Genomic DNA, 21,567 nt, shown 5'->3' with positions numbered 1-21,567 from the left:
CCATGCCGATACAAATTTTACCGCCGCAACTGGCAAACCAGATTGCGGCGGGTGAAGTGGTCGAGCGTCCTGCATCGGTTGTGAAAGAGCTGGTGGAAAACAGCCTTGATGCTGGCGCAACGCGCATTGATGTTGAGATTGAAAAGGGCGGCGCGAAGCTGATACGCATCCGTGACAACGGGTGCGGCATCGTAAAAAGCGAACTGGCGATGGCGCTGGCCCGCCATGCCACCAGCAAGATTGCCTCACTGGATGATCTGGAGGCGATCATGAGCCTCGGTTTCCGGGGCGAAGCGCTGGCCAGTATCAGCTCGGTCTCTCGCCTGACCCTGACCTCGCGCACCGCCGATCAAACTGAAGCCTGGCAGGCCTATGCCGAAGGGCGCGATATGGCGGTGACGGTTAAGCCTGCTGCGCATCCGTGCGGCACCACGCTGGAAGTGCTGGATCTGTTTTACAACACCCCGGCGCGCCGCAAATTCATGCGTACCGAAAAAACCGAGTTCGGTCACATCGATGAAGTGATACGCCGCATCGCGCTGGCTCGCTTTGACGTGGCGATTTCGCTCAGTCACAACGGCAAAATGATGCGTCAGTATCGGGCGGTCAGTGATGAGAGTCAGCGCGAACGGCGGCTGGCGTCTATCTGTGGCGTCACCTTCATGCAGCATGCGTTACGCATCGACTGGCAGCACGACGATCTGTCGCTGCGCGGCTGGGTGGCCGATCCGACCGGTTCGCGTCAGGTCAGCGACCTGCAGTATTGCTACGTAAACGGCCGCATGATGCGGGATAAACTGATCAATCATGCTATCCGTCAGGCTTTCCAGACCCAGCTGCAGGAGGATCAGCAGCCTGCCTATGTGCTCTATCTGGAAATCGATCCGCACCAGGTGGATGTCAACGTTCATCCGGCAAAACATGAGGTGCGGTTTCATCAGTCGCGGCTGGTGCATGATTTTATCTATCAGGGTGTGATGAGCGTGTTACAGGCGAGCGCGGCCCCGGTACTGCCGACACGGCAGGCGGAAGAACCCGCGCCGCGCTGGCAGCCCGAGAATCGTCAGGCGGCCGGGGGAAACCATTTTTCACAGCCCGCCGCGCGTCGCAGCGAGCCAGCGCCGGCAGCTTCGGCGTCGGGACCCGCTCCAGCCTGGCAAAGCAAAGAGAGCGGTTATCGTCAGCGGGAAGGTGCTGTCTATCAGCAGCTGCTGAAAACCCCCACCGGCAGTGCGCCACCGGCACAGCCTGCTGAACCGGCACCGCGTGCCGTCGTCAAAGCGTCACCGCTGGCGGCGCATGCGCAGAGTTTTGGCCGCGTACTGACGGTGCTGCATCACCACTATGCGCTGCTGGAGCAGGACCAGAAACTGCTGCTGCTGGCGCTGCCGGTGGCGGCGCGCTGGGTAAAACAGGCGCAGCTTCAGCCCGGCGAAACCGGCTTAAAACCGCAGCCATTACTGATTCCGGTGCGGCTCAAAATTGACGAGGCTGAACGGCAGGCTGCACAGAAAAACAGCAGTCTGCTCAATCAGATGGGAATAGAACTGCAGCTGGAAGGTGACCATGTGACCCTGCGCGCGGTTCCTTTACCGTTACGAACACAAAATTTACAAATCTTGATTCCTGACCTGTTAGGCTATCTCGCCCGGCAGCAAGATAACTCTGCGACGCAACTGGCCCAGTGGCTGGCGCGACGTCAGGATGCAGAGTCATCTGACTGGAATCACTCACAGGCGATTAACCTGCTGGCTGAGCTGGAACGGCTCTGTCCACAGCTATTAAAATCGCCGCCTTCAGGTCTGATACAGGCCATAAAGATTGAGAGCGCGATTGACGCGTTGAAGCATGAGTGAACTAAACCAGGCTGGCCGGCCAAAGGCTATATTTTTGATGGGACCCACGGCGTCTGGCAAGACGGCGTTAGCGATTGAGCTGCGTAAGCATTTGCCAGTGGAACTAATCAGCGTAGATTCTGCCTTAATCTATCGTCAGATGGATATTGGCACGGCGAAACCGTCGGCTGAGGAGTTAGCAGTGGCGCCCCATCGTTTGCTGGACATACGCGACCCCGCGGAAGCCTATTCGGCGGCGGAGTTTCGACGTGATGCGTTAGCAGAAATGGCGGATATCGTTCAGGCCGGACGAATTCCGTTGCTTGTTGGTGGAACCATGCTCTACTTCAAGGCGTTACTTGAAGGATTGTCGCCGTTGCCCTCGGCCGATCCCGAGGTTCGTCAGCGGATAGAGCAAACGGCGCGTGAAAAAGGCTGGGAAGCTTTACACCGCCAGCTGTGTGAAATCGACCCGGTTGCCGGCAGTCGTATTCATCCGAATGATCCGCAGAGACTTTCGCGAGCACTGGAAGTTTTTTTCATTTCGGGTAAAACTTTAACGGAACTGACAAAAACGTCCGGTGAAGCGTTACCCTACGACGTGTACCAGTTTGCCATCGCCCCCGCGAGCCGTGAACTGTTACATCAGCGCATCGCGTTGCGTTTTGAGCAGATGTTAGCGTCAGGATTTGAAGCGGAGTCTCGGGCCCTGTTTGCACGAGGTGATTTGCATACGGACATGCCTTCCATTCGTTGTGTTGGCTATCGCCAGATGTGGTCTTATTTATCGGGCGAAATCGATTATGACGAGATGGTTTATCGGGGAATTTGCGCAACCCGGCAACTCGCTAAGCGCCAGATGACCTGGTTACGCGGCTGGGAAAATGTCCACTGGCTCGACAGTGACGAACCCCAACTGGCGCGTGACAAGGTGCTACAGGTTCTTAGTGCGAAGCATGGGTGATTGTGTACAATTGACGGGTTATCGTGCGCAAATTTTTACGCAGTTTTTTCAGAACCATAGGTTCTACGAGCAACAAACAACAAGCATATAAGGAAAAGATAGAATGGCTAAGGGGCAATCATTACAAGACCCGTTTTTGAACGCACTGCGTCGTGAACGTGTTCCGGTTTCGATTTATTTGGTTAACGGTATCAAGCTGCAGGGTCAGATTGAGTCATTTGATCAGTTTGTAATTTTGCTGAAAAACACGGTAAGTCAGATGGTTTATAAACACGCCATTTCTACCGTTGTTCCTTCGCGCCCGGTTTCTCACCATAGTAATAATACCGGTGGCGGCAGCAACAATTACCATCATGGCGGCAGCAACTCATCTGCGCAGCCACAGCCACAACAAGACGGTGATAACGCAGAATAACGCGTCGCCGTACAGCCAGGACCGGAGAGCGTAAATGGTTTTCCGTCCTGGTCTTTTATTTTAGCGAGGTTATAGCTTGTTTGACCGTTATGATGCCGGTGAGCAGGCCGTACTGGTACACATCTGGTTCTCCCAAGACAAAGAAGTAGAAGATCTTCAGGAGTTTGAAACCCTGGTCTCTTCTGCTGGCGTTGACGCGCTGCAAGTGGTCACTGGCAGCCGCAAAGCGCCACATCCCAAGTATTTTGTCGGTGAAGGAAAGGCCGTTGAAATTGCCGATGCGGTAAAAACAACAGGAGCATCGGTCGTCTTATTCGATCATGCCCTTACGCCCGCTCAGGAAAGAAATCTCGAGCGCCTGTGCGAATGCCGGGTGATTGATCGTACCGGCTTAATTCTTGATATCTTCGCCCAACGCGCACGCACCCACGAAGGTAAATTGCAGGTTGAGCTGGCACAGCTACGCCACCTTGCCACGCGTCTGGTACGTGGCTGGACGCACCTTGAACGCCAGAAAGGCGGAATCGGCTTACGCGGTCCGGGTGAAACACAGTTAGAAACGGACCGCCGCCTATTACGCGGCCGTATCAGCCAGATTTTATCCCGTCTGGAACGGGTAGAGAAACAGCGTGAGCAGGGACGTCAGGCACGCGCCAAGGCCGATGTGCCAACCGTGTCGCTGGTCGGTTATACCAACGCCGGTAAATCGACGCTGTTTAACGCCATGACCTCAGCCAACGTCTTTGCCGCCGATCAGCTGTTTGCGACCCTTGATCCAACGCTGCGCCGCCTGAACGTCGCCGATGTCGGTGAAGTGGTGCTGGCGGATACGGTCGGCTTTATCCGCCATCTTCCTCACGATTTGGTTGCTGCCTTTAAAGCGACTCTGCAGGAGACGCGTCAGGCGACGCTGCTGCTGCATGTGATTGACGGTGCTGACGTTCGCGTCACGGAAAATATTGAAGCCGTTGATACCGTACTGGAAGAGATCGACGCTGACGAAATTCCCACCTTACTGGTCATGAATAAGATCGATATGCTCGATGGCTTTGAACCGCGCATCGATCGTAACGAAGAAAATCTGCCGATTCGCGTCTGGCTGTCTGCCCAGACCGGTGCTGGCATTCCGTTATTATGGCAGGCGCTGTCTGAGCGGCTGTCGGGCGAAATTGCCCAATACGAATTACGTCTGCCACCCGAAGCGGGGCGCTTGCGCAGCCGTTTCTACCAGTTGCAGGCGATTGAGAAAGAGTGGAATCAGGAAGACGGCAGTGTAGGATTGCAGATTCGTATGCCAATCATTGAATGGTTGCGCTTATGCAAACAGGAACCGTCGCTGACCAGTTATATTGTTTGATATTGCCCAAACGCATTTACCTTAAAAATTGAAGATTGTCGCACTTTCGTTGCAGACCCGAATACGCAGGCGTTACCCGAGTATTTCGGATTTCAGCAAGGCGGCAACTGAGTGAATCCCCGGGAGCTTACGCAGGTAAGTGAACGGGGTGAGCGAAGGCAGCCAACACCGCTGCAATCCGAAAGATGAAGGGTAAAAATCGCAAATACAATAAATGGAGTAGAGACATGGCGTGGAATCAGCCCGGAAATAACGGACAGGACCGCGACCCGTGGGGAAGCAGCAATAATCAAGGCGGCAACTCTGGGGGGAATAAAGGAGGACGGGAATCCGGGCCTCCTGATCTGGATGATATCTTCCGTAAGCTGAGCAAGAAGCTTGGTGGTCTGGGCGGTGGCAAACAGAACGACAACGGTCAGCGCGGCTCCGGCAGCGGCGGCAAAATTGTTGGTATTGTAGCTGTTGCAGCCGTCGTCATCTGGGCAGCAAGCGGTTTCTACACCATCAAAGAAGCGGAACGTGGCGTGGTAACGCGCTTCGGCAAGTTCAGTCATCTGGTTGAGCCGGGTCTGAACTGGAAACCGACCTTTATCGATCAGGTGCGTGCGGTTAACGTTGAAGCAGTACGTGAACTGGCCGCGTCAGGCGTGATGCTGACCTCGGATGAGAACGTGGTGCGGGTTGAGATGAACGTCCAGTACCGGGTTACCGATCCGGAACGTTATCTTTATGCCGTTACCAGCGCGGATGACAGTCTGCGTCAGGCGACCGACAGCGCACTGCGCGGCGTCATTGGTCGTTCCACCATGGACCGTATCCTGACCGAAGGCCGTACCGTAGTTCGTAGCGAAACCCAGCGTGAAATCGACGAAACGATTCGCCCTTACAATATGGGCATCGCGGTGCTGGACGTTAACTTCCAGGCGGCCCGTCCACCGGAAGAAGTGAAGTCCGCGTTTGATGACGCGATTGCTGCACGTGAAAACCGCGAGCAGTATGTCCGCGAAGCGGAAGCCTACGCCAACGAAGTTCAGCCGCGTGCTAACGGTCAGGCGCAGCGTATTCTGGAAGAAGCCCGCGCGTATAAAGAGCGGACGGTACTGGAAGCGCAGGGTGAAGTGGCGCGGTTTGCCAAGATCCTGCCTGAGTACAAAGCGGCACCGGAAATCACCAAAGAGCGTCTCTATATCGAAACGATGGAACGGGTGCTCAGCCACACGCGTAAAGTGCTGGTTAACGATCGGGGTAATAACCTGATGGTGCTGCCACTCGATCAACTGATGCGTGGCGGTCAGGCATCAACCGGCCACAACGGTCAGAAAGGGGGCAATGGTGCGCAGCCTGCGCTCTCCGATCGCAGCGCCAGCCGCAGTGACACGTCGTCATACAGTCCGGACAGCATCATGGATCAGCGTCGGGCTAACGCTCTGCGCAACGACAGCCAGCGCGAAGGGAGAGAGTAATCGATGCGTAAGCCAATAGTAGTATTAATCATCGTCGTGCTGGTGGCGCTCTATGCGTCGCTGTTTGTGGTGCAGGAAGGTCAGCGCGGCATTGTACTGCGCTTCGGTAAAGTTCTGCGCGACGACGAAAACAAACCGCAGGTGTTTGAGCCGGGTCTGCATTTCAAGATCCCATTCCTCGAAACGGTTAAAACGCTGGATGCCCGCATTCAGACCATGGACAACCAGGCCGATCGCTTCGTCACTAAAGAGAAGAAAGATCTGATCGTTGATTCCTACATCAAATGGCGTATCAGCGACTTCAGTCGTTACTACCTGGCCACCGGTGGCGGCGATGTTTCTCAGGCAGAAGTACTGCTGAAACGTAAGTTCAGCGACCGTCTGCGTTCTGAAATGGGTCGTCTGGATGTGAAAGACATCGTGACCGACTCGCGTGGTCGTCTTACCACCGACGTGCGTGATGCGCTGAACACCGGTACCGCAGGCAGCGATGACGAAATCGCCACCCCGGCCGCCGATGATGCGATTGCCAGTGCAGCGGCCCGCGTAGAACGTGAAACCAACAGCAGCGAACCGGCACCGAACCCGAACAGTATGGCGGCGTTAGGTATTCAGGTGGTGGATGTGCGGATTAAGCAGATCAACCTGCCGACCGAAGTTTCTGACGCGATCTTCAACCGTATGCGTGCAGAGCGTGAAGCGGTAGCGCGTAGCCAGCGTTCACAAGGTCAGGAAGAGGCGGAAAAACTGCGCGCCCAGGCTGATTACCAGGTAACGCGTACCCTGGCCGAGGCCCAGCGTGAAGCGCTGATTACCCGTGGTGATGGCGATGCGGAGACGGCGCGACTGTTTGCCGCGGCATTCAGTCAGGACCCGGACTTCTACGCCTTTATCCGTAGCCTGCGAGCTTATGAAAACAGCTTCAATGACAATCAGGATGTGATGGTGTTGAGCCCGGACAGCGACTTCTTCCGATATATGAAAGCGCCCTCTAACGCGACACGTTAAGAACTGATATAACCTACAGGCCGACAATGTTGTCGGCCTTTTTTTTGGGTATCAGTATGAAAACAAGCATCTGGATGGCACTGGCGCTGGTATTAGTGCTGGAAGGGTTGGGACCGATGTTTATGCCGCGCGCCTGGCGCCGGATGATCCTGGCAATGACGCAGCTGCCCGATCGCCTGTTGCACCGTTTTGGTGGCGGGCTGGTGGTGGCCGGAATGGTGATCTATTGCATGCTCAGCCTGCACGGTAACCTGTCATAGTGGCTGGCCTGGCGCATAAATTGTGCCTGTTACCGTTATTTTCCCCAACATGTTGTAGAGATCAAAACGCAGGCAAAAAAGCGCGCAATCGTATGCTAAAAGTGCTGAAAACCACCGGATCAGATGGTAGAATCCTTTTTTAAGCAATCGGTGATTTTGAGAAATGGGTAAGAACGTCGTCGTACTGGGCACCCAATGGGGTGACGAAGGTAAAGGTAAGATTGTAGACCTTCTGACTGAACGCGCGAATTACGTTGTGCGTTATCAAGGCGGCCACAATGCGGGCCACACACTTGTCATCAACGGTGAAAAAACCGTCCTCCACCTGATCCCTTCTGGCATTCTGCGCGATAACGTCACCAGCATTATTGGTAACGGCGTAGTGCTCTCTCCTGAAGCCTTAATGAAAGAGATGAAAGGCCTCGAAGAGCGCGGGATTCCGGTACGCGAACGTCTGCTGATTTCTGAAGCCTGTCCGTTGATTCTGCAGTATCACGTTGCCATGGACATGGCGCGCGAAAAAGCGCGTGGTGCGAAGGCGATCGGAACCACCGGCCGCGGTATTGGTCCGGCTTATGAAGATAAAGTCGCCCGCCGTGCGCTGCGCGTCAGCGATCTGTTCAACAAAGAGACCTTTGCCGCCAAGCTGAAAGAAGTGGTTGATTTCTACAACTTCCAGCTGGTTCACTACTACAAAGAGCAGGCGGTCGACTTCGATAAAGTGCTGAACGATGTGATGGCGATTGCCGACATCCTGACCAGCATGGTGGTTGACGTCTCTGAGCTGCTGGACGGCGCGCGTAAGCGTGGCGATCTGATCATGTTTGAAGGCGCGCAGGGTACGCTGCTGGATATCGATCACGGTACCTATCCGTACGTGACCTCGTCCAACACCACCGCTGGCGGCGTGGCGACCGGTTCAGGCATTGGCCCGCGCTATGTCGATTACGTGCTGGGTATTGTGAAAGCGTACTCAACCCGCGTCGGTGCTGGTCCATTCCCGACCGAGCTGTTTGACGAAACCGGTGAGTTCCTCTGTAAGCAGGGTAACGAGTTCGGTGCCACCACCGGCCGTCGTCGTCGTACCGGCTGGCTGGATGCGGTTGCGGTGCGTCGTGCGGTGCAGATCAACTCCCTTTCTGGTTTCTGCATGACCAAACTGGACGTGCTGGATGGCCTGAAAGAAGTTAAAATCTGCGTGGCTTACCGGATGCCGGATGGCCGTGAAGTAACAACCACGCCACTGGCGGCAGAGAACTGGGAAGGCATTGAGCCGATCTACGAAACGCTGCCAGGCTGGAGCGAGACCACTTTTGGTGTCAAGACGCTGGAGGGCTTACCACAAGCTGCTCGCGACTATATCAAGCGTGTTGAGGAAGTGACGGGTGTTCCGGTTGATATTATCTCAACTGGCCCGGACCGCAGTGAAACGATGATTCTGCGCGATCCGTTCGACGCATAATCACCCAGGCCGGACCCTGTCCGGCCTTTGTTTTTCCACTCATTGATGCCACTAAACCTCCCTTCGCTTGTCCAACCCAGTGCTGGCTGAAAAAAACGCACGATCAATCAGACTCTGGTTTATCATCGTAGCCAATCGCATGGCGATCCGATTTATTCCTGACATCAATCGCAAGGCGAGTTATGCGATGCCACTTTTGATGATTCACTGAGGTTACTGTGCAGCTGACGAGTTTTACTGATTATGGTTTACGGGCCCTGATTTATCTGGCTTCGTTACCCGAAGGCCGGCAGACCAACATCACTGAAGTGACCAACACTTACGGTGTATCACGTAATCACATGGTCAAAATTATTAATCAACTGAGCCGGGCGGGATATATCGCAGCAACGCGCGGCAAAAACGGGGGACTTCGTCTTGGCATGCCAGCCAGTCAGATTGTGATTGGTGACGTAGTGCGTAAGATGGAGCCACTACAGTTAGTGGACTGCGCATCCTGTTCCATCACGCCCGCCTGTCGCCTGAAGAAGGCGCTACATGACGCGGTGCAGTGCTTCCTGCAGGAACTGGATAGTTACACGTTGGCGGATTTGGTTGAAGGGAACACCCAACTATATGAAATCATATTGTCCGAACCGCCGGTGGCAATAAATACTCAATGACATCGGAGGAACCGCTATGTCAAAAGATCCTTTTCAGGATAGAGAAGCTGAAAAATACGAAAACCCTATTCCAAGCCGTGAATTTATTCTGGCGCTATTAGAAAAACGTGAAAAACCGGCCAGCCGCGAAGAGCTGGCGCAAGAGATGAACCTGCAGGAAGAAGAGCACATTGAGGCGCTGCGTCGCCGTCTTCGCGCCATGGAGCGTGATGGTCAGCTGGTGTTCACCCGCCGTCAATGCTATGCCCTGCCGGAACGTCTGGATCTGCTGCGCGGGAAGGTCATCGGCCACCGTGATGGCTACGGCTTCCTGCGGGCAGAAGGTCAGAAGGACGATCTCTACCTCTCCGCCGAACAGATGAAGTTTTGCATGCACGGCGACGTTATCCTGGCACAGCCGCTGGGTGCCGATCGTAAAGGCCGCCGCGAAGCGCGCGTGGTCCGGGTACAGGAACCTCGCAACAACCAGATTGTTGGCCGTTACTTTACCGACGCCGGTGCTGGTTTTGTGGTGCCGGACGACAGCCGCCTGAGCTTTGACATCCTGATCCCACCGGAAGAAACCATGAATGCCCGCATGGGCTCGGTCGTGGTGGTGGAGTTAGTTCAGCGTCCAACGCGTCGCAGCAAAGCGATCGGTAAAGTAGCTGAGATTCTGGGCGACGATATGGGCACCAGCCTGGCGGTCGATATGGCGCTGCGGACCCATGAAATCCCGCACAGCTGGCCGCCAGAGGTTGAAGAGCAGGTCAGCAAGCTGAAAGAAGAAGTGCCGGAAGAGGCCAAAAAAGGACGCGTTGACTTACGTAAGCTGCCGCTGGTCACGATTGATGGCGAAGACGCCCGTGACTTTGACGATGCGGTTTACTGTGAGAAAAAACGCGGTGGCGGCTGGCGGCTGTGGGTGGCTATCGCCGATGTGAGCTATTACGTTCGCCCCGGCACGCCGCTGGATAACGAAGCCCATCAGCGCGGTACCTCGGTCTATTTCCCGTCGCAGGTGGTACCGATGCTGCCGGAAGTGCTGTCGAACGGTTTATGTTCGCTCAATCCACAGGTCGATCGCCTGTGTATGGTGTGCGAAATGACCGTTTCCTCGAAAGGGAAACTGACCGGCTTCAAACACTACGAAGCGGTAATGAATTCGCATGCGCGTCTGACTTACAACAAAGTCTGGAACATTCTGCAGGGCGACAAAGAGCTGCGTCAGCAGTATGCGCCGCTGGTGAAAGACCTTGAAGAGCTGCACAACCTGTATCAGGCGCTGGAAGCAGCACGTGAAGAGCGTGGCGGTATCTCGTTTGAGACTGAAGAAGCGAAGTTCATCTTCAACGCCGAGCGCCGCATTGAGCGTGTTGAGCGTGTTTCACGTAATGACGCCCACAAACTGATTGAAGAGTGCATGATCCTGGCGAACATCGCCTCGGCACGCTTCGTTGAGAAAAATCAGGAACCGGCGCTGTTCCGCGATCACGATCGCCCAACCGACGAAAGCATCAAAAGTTTCCGTACCGTATTAAACGAGCTGGGACTGAGCCTGCCCGGCGGCAACAAACCGCAGCCGATCGACTACGCGGCGCTGCTGAAACAGGTGGCCGATCGTCCGGATGCGGAAATGCTGCAAACCATGCTGCTGCGTTCGATGAAGCAGGCAGTTTACGATCCGGAAAACCGCGGCCACTTCGGTCTGGCGCTGACTTCCTATGCCCACTTTACCTCGCCAATCCGCCGCTACCCGGATCTGACATTGCATCGCGCCATCAAATATCTGCTGGCAAAAGAGCAGGGTGAAGGTAAAGGTCTGGTACAACGCGCCATCAAATATCTGATGCCGAAAGACAGCAACGCGATCAAAGATCGGATGACCGCGACCGGTGGCTATCACTACGATATGCCGGAGATGCTGCAGCTGGGGCTGCACTGTTCCCTGACCGAACGCCGGGCTGATGAAGCGACCCGCGACGTCGCGGACTGGCTCAAGTGTGACTTCATGCAGGACCAGGTCGGTAACGTGTTCAATGGCGTGATCTCCAGCGTCACCGGCTTTGGCTTCTTTGTTCGCTTAAGCGATCTGTTTATCGATGGTCTGGTGCATGTTTCGACGCTGGATAACGACTACTACCGTTTTGATCCGGTGGGTCAGCGCCTGATAGGCGAGTCCGGCGGCCGCACCTATCGTCTTGGCGATATTGTGGAAGTGCGGGTCGAAGCGGTGCACATGGACGAGCGTAAAATCGACTTTGCCCTGATCTCCAGCCAGCGTCAGGTGCGCGGCGAAGGTAAAACCGAGCGCGATCGGGCGAAACGTGATGGTAAGCCACCGTCAAAACGCCGTCGTGATGTCAGCAAGAAGTCCAATTTTGAACCAGACGCTGCTTTCCGCGGTGACAAGGGCAAACCGGCAGCGGCAAAAACCGAGAAAAAAAGTAAAACCGTCTCGGAAAAAAGCCGTAAAATCGCCGCCGCCACGCGGGCTAAGCGCGCCAGCAAAAAAGCGCAAACTGACTGATGCGCATAGCCGCCCTTTCTCAGCCGGGAAAGGGCGGTAATTTATTCATTTCCAAACACTGAGCAGATCGATGAGCGAAATTATTTTTGGTATCCATGCCGTGCAGGCGCTGCTGGAACGCGACCCACAACGTTTCCAGCAGGTCTTTATCCTCAAAGGCCGCGACGATCGTCGCCTGCAACCCCTGGTCGCCGCGCTGGAAGCTCAGGGGATCGTGATTCAACTGGCAGAGCGTAAGTGGCTGGACAGCCAGGTTGAAGGCGGCGTGCATCAGGGTATCGTGGCGCAGGTTAAGCCGGGCCGTCAGTATCAGGAAGGCGATCTGCCGGATCTGCTGCAGAGCCTGGAGAAACCGTTTCTGCTGGTGCTGGACGGGGTTACCGATCCGCATAACCTCGGAGCCTGTCTGCGCAGCGCCGATGCGGCGGGCGTGGATGCGGTGATCGTGCCAAAAGATCGCTCCGCTCCGCTGAATGCCACCGCTAAAAAAGTAGCCAGCGGTGCGGCAGAGAACGTGCCGTTAATCCGCGTCACTAACCTGGCCCGGACGCTGCGTCTGCTGCAGGAGTACAACATCTGGGTAGTCGGCACCGCCGGTGAAGCCGATCATACCGTGTATCAGAGCAAAATGACCGGCCCGATGGCGCTGGTGATGGGCGCAGAGGGTGAAGGTATGCGTCGCCTGACCCGTGAACATTGCGATGAGCTGATCAGTATTCCGATGGCGGGCAGCGTCTCTTCGCTGAACGTCTCGGTCGCGACCGGCGTCTGCCTGTTTGAAGCGGTGCGCCAGCGCAACGCCTGATCCCCGCTGTGATCCTCGCCACAAATTAGTTTCTGTACCAGGCATAACTGCGCGTCATTCGTATATACCCAAAGGATTTCGGGTTGCATTGAGGCGGCAAGAGAACGAATCCCGATGAGCTTACATGAGTAAGTGATTCGGGTGAGTGAACGCAGCCAACAAAAATGCAGCTTGAAAGACGACGGGTATACTTACTGAGTGACATCCGCGAGGAGTGGTTATGACCTGGACAACACACACCGTTTTTAATCAGCCCCATCCTCTCAGTAACAGCAATCTGTTCCTTTCCGATACGCCGCTGAGTGAAGCGCTACAGCGCGAGGGCGCGGAGTGGGATCGCGAATGGCTGGCTTCCGTCGGACTGCAGCTTGGCAGTGCTGAATCGCTGGAGCTTGGCCGGCTGGCCAATGCCGAACCGCCTGAACTGCTGCGCTACGATGCGCGTGGCGTGCGGCTTGATGAAGTGCGTTTTCATCCCGCCTGGCATCTGCTGATGCAGGGCGTCTGCGCCAGCCGTCTGCACAATCTCAGCTGGCAACCAACGGTGCGCGAACATGCCAGTGTGGCGCGTGCCGCCCGTTTTATTCTGCATGCTCAGGTTGAAGCGGGCACGCTCTGCCCGGTGACGATGACCCACGCGGCCATCCCGCTGCTCCAGACCTATCTGCCGGCCGCGTTCGAAGGCTGGCTCGATCCGCTGCTCAGCGATCGCTATGACACCCATGCCCAGCCTGGCTCTCAAAAACGCGGCTTGCTGATCGGCATGGGCATGACAGAAAAACAGGGCGGCAGCGATCTGCTCACCACCACCACCCGTGCTGAGCCGCTGGGCGCGCGCGGCCCCGGTGAAAGGTACCGGCTGACCGGTCATAAGTGGTTTTTCTCAGTGCCGCAAAGCGATGCGCATCTGGTGCTGGCGCAGACGCCGGCCGGCCTGAGCTGCTTCTTCCTGCCGCGCCTGCTACCGGACGGTTCCCGCAATGCCATCCTGATTGAGCGACTAAAAGATAAGCTGGGCAATCGATCCAATGCCAGCAGCGAAGTTGAGTTTCGCGATGCCACCGGCTGGCTGCTGGGGGAAGAGGGCGAAGGCGTGCGGCTGATCCTGAAAATGGGCGGCATGACCCGCTTTGACTGCGCGCTTGGCAGTCACGGTCAGATGCGGCGCGCTTTTTCAGTTGCGCTCTATCATGCGCACCAGCGTCAGGTGCTGGGTAAAAATCTGGTGGATCAGCCGCTGATGCGTCAGGTGCTGGCGCAGCAGGCGCTGCAGCTGGAAGGGCAGACCGCCTTACTGATGCGGCTGGCCCGCGCCTGGTCGCAGCCGGCAAAACCGCATGAGGTTGCCTTTGCCCGCCTGTTTACCCCGGCGGCGAAGTACCAGATATGCAAAGCAGGCGCGCCGTTTGTGGCGGAAGCGATGGAGGTGTTAGGCGGCATCGGCTACTGCGAAGCCAGTGAGCTGCCGCGCCTGTATCGCGATATCCCGGTTAACAGTATCTGGGAAGGGTCGGGCAACGTGATGTGCCTCGACGTGTTGCGCGCGCTTTCGCGGCAGAGCGATGCGGCAGAGATGCTCAGCCAGGAATTTGAGGCGGTCAAAGGCAGCAACCGCCATTTCGATGCGCGCTGGCGACAGTTGCGTCTGCGGCTGCACAAAATACCGGAGGCGCAGGCGCGGGAACTGACCCGCAGCCTGCTGCTGCTGGCAACGGGCGCACAGCTGCTGAAATACGACGAGCCACCGCTGGCGGATGGCTGGTGCCGGCAATGGCTCGATCAGCGCGGCTCACGTCCACTTGACGCCGCGCTGGCCGACCGCTTACTGGCCCGCGCCTGCGGTGGGTGAAGCGCCGTAGAGGATCGCGCTGGCGTACCATAAGCCAGGCATCACCGTTTCACTCAGCGCCACGATCTGATAGTAGGTCGCACCGGACTGATTGGCCCGGGCGGCCACGGCGCGCTGTGCATCATCGGGTGAACCGTGCACGTTGACGGTGATATTGCCCAGCTTCGGTAAACCGGCACTTTGCGCCCGTGAAATTTCCTGCGCCTGTTGCGTCGGCGCGGGCGGCGCTTTTGGGGTCGTCTGAAACGCAGAACAGCCTGCCAGTGACAGGCTTAACACCAGTAAGTAAGCGAAACGCATAGAAAAACCCTCATGCAGGACGAAGCATTAAGTGTATGTCATCGTCCCGAATGCCGTCAGGATTTGAGGCTAAAAACGCTGACCAGTTGGGTCAGATGATGGCCTTTATCGCTCAGGTTCTGGGCGCTGTTTTCCGCCTGTGCCACCAGTTCACTGTTCTGATGCGTCGCCTGGCTGATCTGGTTCATCGCCAGATTAACCTGACCAATGCCGGCAGCCTGCTGTTGCGCCGCCACGTTGATCTCGCCCATCAGCGCCTGGACCTGCTCAATGTGCGTCACGATATGGGTCATCGCGTCGCGGGTCTGCTCAGATAACAGATGGCCTTCCGCCACGTTGCCGATTGAGGTGGCGATCAGCCCATCAATCTCTTTCGCGGCCTGCGCCGAGCGCTGCGCCAGCGCCCGCACTTCGGCCGCTACCACCGCAAATCCGCGTCCCTGTTCACCGGCGCGCGCGGCTTCAACCGCCGCATTCAGCGCCAGGATATTGGTCTGGAAGGCGATAGATTCGATCACATGGGTGATATCAGCAATGCTCTGCGACGAGATTTTAATGGCCGACATGGTGTTAACCGAGCGCACCACGGTCTGGCTGCCCTGGCTGACGATAGCGCTGGCTTCAGACACCAGCGACATCGCCTGGCGCAGGCTATCGGCGGTATGTTCTACCGTCGCGCCAAACTGCTCCATGCTGGCCGAGGTCTGCTCAACGCTGCTGGCCTGACGACCAATCTGTTCGCTGATATTGTGGCTGCTGGCGGCGATGGTATCAGTGCCGTCACTGATCTCCTGCGCGGCGCTGCGCACCTGGCCGACGATCTTCTCCAGGCCATCGCCAATGCCGTTGATGGCGTTGATCAGCTGGCCCACTTCGTCGCGACGCGGCGTATCAAGATGCACCTGCAAATTACCGGCGGCATACTGCTGCGCCAGATGAATCACCTGCTGCAGCGGGCGGGTAATCGCCCGGCGGCTGTACCAGACAAAGCCAAGCGCAAACACCAGCACCAGCGCCAGGCCGGTGAGTAAAAACAGGTTACGACTGTGTGTAATCGGTGCCAGCAGGCTGGCGCGGTTAACCTCGCCGACAATCACCCAGTTCCAGCCCGGTAACTGCTGCCAGGCCAGCATGCGGGTCTCACCGGCTACCTCCAGCTGTTGTATCCCCTGCGGCTGGGTCAGCAGTTGCTGCTGTATCGCGTTATCCCAGCCCGGCAGCTTCCCTTCGTTTTGCTGATCAAACAGATACTGACCCTGAGCGCTGCCGGGCGCGCCGTTAATCACATAAAAATGGCCGCTGTCGCCCAGCCGGCGTGCGAGGATCTTCTCCCGCATCAGGGCATATTGTTGATCGATTCCGACCCCGACAAACAGAATGGCGACTACCGTGCCGCTGGCATCTTTGACCGGCTGATACTGGGTGATGTAGCGATGGCCAAACAGCGTGGCGAGGCCGCGGTAGATTTCCCCCTGATGCACGCTTTTCCAGGCGGCGCTGGCGCGGTCGAGCTGGGTGCCGATGGCGCGACTGCCATCCTGCTTCTTCAGTGAGGTGGAGATACGGATAAAATCATCGCCGTCACGCACGAAAATGGTGGCGACCGCGGCGGTGCGCTCGGTGAAATCGTCCACCGCCGTCTGATCGAGGTTGAGCGTCTTTAAGCCGGCACGCAGCACCGGCGTCGAAAAGCTGCCCACCTGCACCCGGGCACTCTCATCGAGGCTAAAGCGCTTGGGTAAAAAGCTGCTAAACAAAGTGGTGTAGTTGCTCACCTCTTCGGAAAGCGTGGCGTTGAACATGGTCGCCATTTCACTGATGCCCTGCACCTGATTGTGCATATCATCAATCGCGAGGTTTTCCAGCTGGCGTGAGGCGGTGTGGCTCTGGGTCAGCGTCAGAACCAGCAGTAATAACGCTACGCTGAGAGACGTCAGTACAGACAGCTTAACTCCAAGACTCAGGCCGCTGAGAGAGAGACGCTTCATAAATTACCTTTGATCACTTGAGGGGGATACCGGATCAACGGCAGCAACACGGAAAAGTTTAGTGCGGAAGCTGACGACGGGCTGCGAGGAATGGCTTCGCAAATGGGGTGGCAGAACCTACACTCAAAGCCTGTGCTTTGCCCCTTCAGGAGAGAATATGATCGAACTCAACACGGAAATGCTGGCAGGAATTGAGTGTCTGCACGCCGCGCCGGCTGGTCAGCGGCGTAACCGGCTGCCGACCGTGCTGTTTTATCACGGCTTCACCTCGTCGAAAGAGGTCTATGCCTATTTCGCCGTCGCCTTAGCGCAGGCCGGATTCCGGGCGGTGATGCCGGATGCGGATCTGCACGGCGCACGCTATCACGGCGATGCCGAAAGCCGCCTGAGTCGCTTCTGGGATATCCTGAAAAAAAATATTGATGAGCTGCCGCAGCTGGAATCGGCGCTGCGCAGTGCGGATTTGATTGCCGGAGAACGGTTTGCGGTCGCCGGGGCGTCGATGGGTGGTATGACGGCGCTGGGGGCGATGGCCCGCTATCCGCAGATTCACAGCGTCGCCTGTATGATGGGCTCCGGTTACTTTATGCAGCTCAGCCAGACGCTGTTCCCACCGCTGGTGGTGCGCTCGCCGGAACAGCAGGCACAGTTTGAGGCCCGCATGGCCCCGCTGGCAGAATACGATCCCAGCACCCGGCTGGAGACGCTGGCCAATCGTCCACTGCTGCTGTGGCATGGCGAAGCCGATGAGGTGGTGCCCTTTGCTGAAAGCGCCCGGCTGGAAACCGCGCTGCGCAGCAAAGGATTAGCGCAGCATCTGACTTCCCTGTCGGAAACGCAGATTGGGCATAAGATTACGCCGTCAGGTTTGACGGCGCTGGTGAGCTTCTTTAAGCATCAGCTTTAACCTCAGACGTAAAAAAGGGCGGAGGGGTCTGCTCCGCCCGGGTCCGACCCGTTTATCAGCGGGCAGTGAACCGTTCTGACAGTCGGGCTGGCGCACTGACCGGATTATTCTCCGGTGCATCCAGTCGATTAACGTAAACATAACCCGCGGCCGCTTTGCTGCTGTGACTTCTCATCTGCTGCGCACAGTCAGCATTGCTGGCAAGAGCGGGTAGAGACAGGAAGAGACCCAGTAAAGTGGCGATGACGTACCTTTTCATGGCCGACTCCTCACTTCAGGGAAGACACTCTGTTAGACGCCGATAAGCCAAACCGTAACGTCTGCATTAAGTTTAGCGACTGGCGATATTATCGCCAGATCGTCCGCCTGAACCTCTTTATCAACGTTTTTGAACAATCCCCGTTTAACCCGCTGTATTCACATGATTAGCACGAAAAGGCTGCGTATCTGGCACGCCGGATGGCATTTGTTGAAATGTGCGCTTGAGTTTAGTGGTCGCCGCCAGTATGATTACGCGTCAATTTTTCAGCCGCATTCTCAGGCTGTGTCCCACAAGCGCTCGTCACAACGAACCTTTGTGGGACACAGCCTATAACGTTCCTTGCTTCCATGGGCCGCGGTTGACCCCGACAGGAGGCTGAATAATCCGTAAGGAGCAATTTCGATGCGTCATTACGAAATCGTATTTATGGTCCATCCTGACCAGAGCGAACAGGTTCCGGGCATGATCGAGCGTTACACTGGTGCCATCACTGGTGCACAGGGCACGATTCACCGTCTGGAAGACTGGGGCCGCCGTCAGCTGGCTTACCCGATCAACAAACTGCACAAAGCGCACTACGTTCTGCTGAACGTTGAAGCGCCGCAGGAAGCGATCGATGAGCTGGAAACGAACTTCCGCTTCAACGACGCCGTTATCCGTAGCATGGTTATGCGCGTTAAAAACGCGGTAACTGAAGCATCACCGATGGTTAAAGCGAAAGACGAGCGTCGTGAGCGCCGCGAAGATTTTGCTAACGAATCCGCTGATGACTCAGATGCTGGGGATTCTGAAGAGTAATCCATCGTGACGGTTAATCGACTGCGCTTGTCTGGCACGGTGTGCAAGACGCCGGTTCGAAAAATTAGCCCGTCAGGAATTCCGCACTGTCAGTTTGTGCTTGAGCACCGCTCAGTGCAGGAGGAGGCCGGGTTTCACCGGCAAGCCTGGTGTCGTATGCCGGTGATTATCAGCGGCACTGCCCATCAGGTGATTACTCAACATATAACGGTCGGCACGCAACTCACACTCGACGGTTTCATTAGCTGCCATCAGGCACGCAATGGCCAGAGCAAAATGGTGTTACATGCCGAGCAGATTGAATTGATAGATTCTGGAGACTAGCCAAATGGCACGTTATTTCCGTCGTCGCAAGTTCTGCCGTTTCACCGCGGAAGGCGTTCAAGAGATCGATTATAAAGATATCGCAACGCTGAAAAACTACATCACTGAAAGCGGCAAGATCGTACCAAGCCGTATCACTGGTACTCGCGCAAAATACCAGCGTCAGCTGGCTCGTGCTATCAAGCGCGCGCGTTACCTGTCTCTGCTGCCGTACACTGATCGTCATCAGTAATCGGCAACTGTCCATTAACGACTTTAAGAGGATAAGGTAATGCAAGTTATTCTGCTTGATAAAGTAGCAAACCTGGGCAGCCTGGGTGATCAGGTTAACGTTAAAGCGGGCTACGCTCGTAACTTCCTGGTACCACAGGGCAAAGCTGTTCCTGCTACCCGGAAAAACGTTGAATTCTTCGAAGCACGCCGTGCAGAACTGGAAGCTAAACTGTCCGACGTTCTGGCTGCAGCAAATGCACGCGCTGAGAAAATCAATGCACTGGGCACCGTAACCATCGCGTCTAAAGCAGGCGACGAAGGTAAACTGTTCGGTTCTATCGGTACCCGCGACATCGCTGATGCAGTTTCTGCAGCTGGCGTTGAAGTGGCTAAGAGCGAAGTTCGTCTGCCGAACGGCGTTCTGCGCACCACCGGTGAGCACGAAGTGAACTTCCAGGTTCACAGTGAAGTATTCGCGAAACTGATCGTGAATATCGTTGCTGAGTAATTTTTATTACTGAGCACTGCGGGAACGCCGGCCTTGTGCCGGCGTTTTTGTTTTTATCGCCGCCAGAACGCTATTGCGCGCGAATAAAGCTGCCATCCGGCTGACGCGTGAACAGCACCGGGCCGTTAGCGCCCTCGATGGTCAGTCCGGTCACTGCGCCCTGTGCATCCTGACGGATTTTGACCTGTTGACCGCTTTTCAGTGAACTCAGCGGCTGATCGCTGCCTTCCACCCGCGCCATCGCAAACACATCATTCACCGGCAGACTGTTGTCACGGAACAGCTGGGCCAGCGTCTGGCCTGAGGCGACCGTATAGTTGCGCCACTCTCCCTGTGAATCCGCTTTTGGCGTCGGCTGCGGCTGAGAAGCGGATGAGTCGGTTTTGTTGTCATAAATATCCGCCTGCATCGGCACCTCTTTCTCAGCCGACGGCGTAACCGGACGCTCCACCGGATAGCGCGGTGTACTGACCGGCCAGAGAAACGCCAGCAGCATCACCAGCAGCGCGATAACAATGCCACGGCGATGCGGCGCAGGCAGCGGGTCCATCCAGCCGATGTGGTCGGTAACATGCCAGATACGATGAAGCCATGTCGGTAGCCGTGATGACGCGTCTGAAGCCATTCGTGGTTCCTCCTCTCCAGCGGGTTGCTGCGGCTTGCGTGCGGCCAGCCAGGTTTGCAGCCGGGATACAATACGCGTTGCGCGCGTCCTGCGGCGTCGTGGGGCGATCTGGCCCATGTGTTCTCTCTTTTGGTGTGTAACAGACGGCGTAATTCCGTCAACAGTTATAGTATGGGCAATACCGGCGCGAAGTGCCTGCCAGCATTGATAAATTTGACCGGGGTATTGTTTCTCTTTCGCCGCGAAAAGTCATCTGCGATGCAGGGCATTTTACGCCAGCGGCCTGCACTGCTATGCTGCCGGTTCGAATTTATCCGAGAGTGAAAGGAACGAAGATGACTACCCCTTCTTTCGACAGCGTCGAAGCACAAGCAAGTTACGGTATTGGTTTACAGGTTGGCCAGCAGTTGCTGGAATCTGGTCTGCAGGGGCTGCAGCCAGAAGCACTGCTCGCGGGCCTGCGCGACGCGCTGGAAGGGAACTCGCCGGCGGTACCGGTTGATGTGGTTCATCGCGCACTGCGTGAAGTGCATGAACGCGCAGAAGGCGTGCGCCGTGAGCGCACCGAAGCGATGGCGGCAGAAGGTCAGGCATTCCTGCTGGAACATGCGCAGCGTGAAGGCGTGAGCAGCACCGAATCCGGCCTGCAGTTCAGCGTCATCACTCAGGGCGAAGGTCCTATCCCTTCACGCCAGGACCGCGTTCGCGTGCACTACACCGGCAAACTGATTGACGGCAGCGTGTTCGATAGCTCCGTAGCACGCGGTGAGCCAGCAGAATTCCCGGTCAGCGGCGTGATCGCCGGCTGGATTGAAGCGCTGACCCTGATGCCGGTTGGCTCAAAATGGGAACTGGTGATCCCACACAACCTCGCGTACGGCGAGCGTGGTGCCGGTGCCTCTATCCCGCCATTCAGCACCCTGATTTTTGAAGTAGAGCTGCTGGAAATCCTGTAATACCCCGGCGCTGCTCCCCTGGCGGGGGCAGCGTTGCGTCCCCTCGCGGGCCTGACCTGAGCCTCTGTCAGATGACCAGACAAAGGGAACGCCAGCG

The 21,567-nt window shown here is 56.6% G+C and carries 22 protein-coding genes; 18 read left to right on the top strand and 4 right to left on the bottom strand.

Annotated elements, in window-relative coordinates:
• Positions 1-2 precede the first annotated feature (2 nt).
• From mutL to AC6I8I_RS17500, 12 genes are all read left to right on the top strand, one after another.
• Positions 3-1,856: a DNA mismatch repair endonuclease MutL gene (gene mutL, locus AC6I8I_RS17555; RefSeq protein WP_497828151.1), complete on the top strand. Its 1,854-nt coding sequence runs from the start codon at positions 3-5 to the stop codon at positions 1,854-1,856.
• Positions 1,849-2,799, top strand: a complete 951-nt coding sequence (miaA, locus tag AC6I8I_RS17550; protein WP_312053320.1) for a tRNA (adenosine(37)-N6)-dimethylallyltransferase MiaA — start codon at positions 1,849-1,851, stop codon at positions 2,797-2,799. Before mutL ends, miaA begins: the two co-directional genes overlap by 8 nt.
• 103 nt (positions 2,800-2,902) lie before the next feature.
• Complete coding sequence (gene hfq / locus AC6I8I_RS17545; protein WP_279771160.1) at positions 2,903-3,214, top strand: RNA chaperone Hfq; 312 nt, start codon at positions 2,903-2,905, stop codon at positions 3,212-3,214.
• A gap of 76 nt (positions 3,215-3,290) precedes the next feature.
• A complete protein-coding gene (hflX, locus tag AC6I8I_RS17540) occupies positions 3,291-4,571 on the top strand; it encodes a ribosome rescue GTPase HflX (protein WP_312053316.1) in 1,281 nt (426 codons plus the stop codon).
• Between the two features lie 227 nt (positions 4,572-4,798).
• Complete coding sequence (gene hflK / locus AC6I8I_RS17535; RefSeq protein ID WP_312053314.1) at positions 4,799-6,034, top strand: FtsH protease activity modulator HflK; 1,236 nt, start codon at positions 4,799-4,801, stop codon at positions 6,032-6,034.
• A gap of 3 nt (positions 6,035-6,037) precedes the next feature.
• Complete coding sequence (gene hflC / locus AC6I8I_RS17530; protein ID WP_312053313.1) at positions 6,038-7,042, top strand: protease modulator HflC; 1,005 nt, start codon at positions 6,038-6,040, stop codon at positions 7,040-7,042.
• Positions 7,043-7,098: 56 nt separating this feature from the next.
• On the top strand, positions 7,099-7,302 hold the full coding sequence (locus tag AC6I8I_RS17525) for a DUF2065 domain-containing protein (RefSeq protein WP_312053311.1): 204 nt from the start codon (positions 7,099-7,101) through the stop codon (positions 7,300-7,302).
• Positions 7,303-7,465: 163 nt separating this feature from the next.
• On the top strand, positions 7,466-8,764 hold the full coding sequence (locus AC6I8I_RS17520) for an adenylosuccinate synthase (protein ID WP_312053310.1): 1,299 nt from the start codon (positions 7,466-7,468) through the stop codon (positions 8,762-8,764).
• A 218-nt stretch (positions 8,765-8,982) separates the two neighbouring features.
• Positions 8,983-9,426: a nitric oxide-sensing transcriptional repressor NsrR gene (gene nsrR, locus AC6I8I_RS17515; protein WP_312053308.1), complete on the top strand. Its 444-nt coding sequence runs from the start codon at positions 8,983-8,985 to the stop codon at positions 9,424-9,426.
• A gap of 16 nt (positions 9,427-9,442) precedes the next feature.
• Positions 9,443-11,935, top strand: a complete 2,493-nt coding sequence (rnr, locus tag AC6I8I_RS17510) for a ribonuclease R (RefSeq protein WP_312053307.1) — start codon at positions 9,443-9,445, stop codon at positions 11,933-11,935.
• A gap of 70 nt (positions 11,936-12,005) precedes the next feature.
• Positions 12,006-12,740: a 23S rRNA (guanosine(2251)-2'-O)-methyltransferase RlmB gene (gene rlmB / locus AC6I8I_RS17505; RefSeq protein ID WP_031376415.1), complete on the top strand. Its 735-nt coding sequence runs from the start codon at positions 12,006-12,008 to the stop codon at positions 12,738-12,740.
• A 220-nt stretch (positions 12,741-12,960) separates the two neighbouring features.
• The gene (locus tag AC6I8I_RS17500) at positions 12,961-14,589 is read left to right on the top strand and encodes an isovaleryl-CoA dehydrogenase (protein ID WP_497828150.1); all 1,629 of its coding nucleotides are present in this window, start codon (positions 12,961-12,963) and stop codon (positions 14,587-14,589) included.
• Here AC6I8I_RS17500 and bsmA read toward each other — a convergent pair.
• On the bottom strand, positions 14,563-14,889 hold the full coding sequence (bsmA, locus tag AC6I8I_RS17495; RefSeq protein ID WP_031376413.1) for a biofilm peroxide resistance protein BsmA: 327 nt from the start codon (positions 14,887-14,889) through the stop codon (positions 14,563-14,565). The two genes, AC6I8I_RS17500 and bsmA, sit on opposite strands and share 27 nt — an antisense overlap.
• A gap of 56 nt (positions 14,890-14,945) precedes the next feature.
• On the bottom strand, positions 14,946-16,877 hold the full coding sequence (locus AC6I8I_RS17490; protein WP_497820535.1) for a methyl-accepting chemotaxis protein: 1,932 nt from the start codon (positions 16,875-16,877) through the stop codon (positions 14,946-14,948).
• Positions 16,878-17,034: 157 nt separating this feature from the next.
• Between AC6I8I_RS17490 and yjfP the strand changes: the two genes are divergently transcribed.
• Positions 17,035-17,784, top strand: a complete 750-nt coding sequence (gene yjfP, locus AC6I8I_RS17485) for an esterase (RefSeq protein ID WP_497828149.1) — start codon at positions 17,035-17,037, stop codon at positions 17,782-17,784.
• 55 nt (positions 17,785-17,839) lie between these two features.
• On the opposite strand, the gene AC6I8I_RS17480 is transcribed toward yjfP, so the two are convergent.
• Complete coding sequence (locus AC6I8I_RS17480) at positions 17,840-18,043, bottom strand: hypothetical protein (protein ID WP_312053303.1); 204 nt, start codon at positions 18,041-18,043, stop codon at positions 17,840-17,842.
• A 405-nt stretch (positions 18,044-18,448) separates the two neighbouring features.
• On the opposite strand from AC6I8I_RS17480, the gene rpsF reads away from it, so the two are divergent.
• Genes rpsF through rplI form a run of 4 tightly spaced genes read left to right on the top strand, consistent with a single transcriptional unit; the run spans position 18,449 to position 19,889 of the window.
• Positions 18,449-18,844, top strand: coding sequence for a 30S ribosomal protein S6 (rpsF, locus tag AC6I8I_RS17475; protein ID WP_031376410.1), 396 nt, complete (start codon positions 18,449-18,451; stop codon positions 18,842-18,844).
• A gap of 6 nt (positions 18,845-18,850) precedes the next feature.
• On the top strand, positions 18,851-19,168 hold the full coding sequence (gene priB, locus AC6I8I_RS17470) for a primosomal replication protein N (protein ID WP_312053301.1): 318 nt from the start codon (positions 18,851-18,853) through the stop codon (positions 19,166-19,168).
• A gap of 4 nt (positions 19,169-19,172) precedes the next feature.
• A complete protein-coding gene (gene rpsR / locus AC6I8I_RS17465; RefSeq protein ID WP_000135199.1) occupies positions 19,173-19,400 on the top strand; it encodes a 30S ribosomal protein S18 in 228 nt (75 codons plus the stop codon).
• A 39-nt stretch (positions 19,401-19,439) separates the two neighbouring features.
• Positions 19,440-19,889, top strand: coding sequence for a 50S ribosomal protein L9 (gene rplI / locus AC6I8I_RS17460; RefSeq protein WP_312758709.1), 450 nt, complete (start codon positions 19,440-19,442; stop codon positions 19,887-19,889).
• 70 nt (positions 19,890-19,959) lie between these two features.
• Here rplI and AC6I8I_RS17455 read toward each other — a convergent pair whose 3' ends face one another.
• Positions 19,960-20,631 (bottom strand): OapA family protein, encoded by a 672-nt coding sequence (locus tag AC6I8I_RS17455; protein WP_497820534.1) that lies wholly within the window; start codon positions 20,629-20,631, stop codon positions 19,960-19,962.
• A gap of 218 nt (positions 20,632-20,849) precedes the next feature.
• On the opposite strand from AC6I8I_RS17455, the gene bamJ reads away from it, so the two are divergent.
• Positions 20,850-21,470 carry a BamJ family beta-barrel-assembly machinery protein gene (bamJ, locus tag AC6I8I_RS17450; RefSeq protein ID WP_031376406.1) on the top strand — a complete coding sequence of 207 codons (621 nt, stop codon included), beginning with the start codon at positions 20,850-20,852 and terminating at the stop codon, positions 21,468-21,470.
• Positions 21,471-21,567 lie beyond the last annotated feature (97 nt).

The sequence above is a fragment of the Pantoea sp. X-Soil-YNGN-775 genome (assembly GCF_059730575.1).
This window is presented reverse-complemented; position numbering and strand designations above follow the sequence as displayed.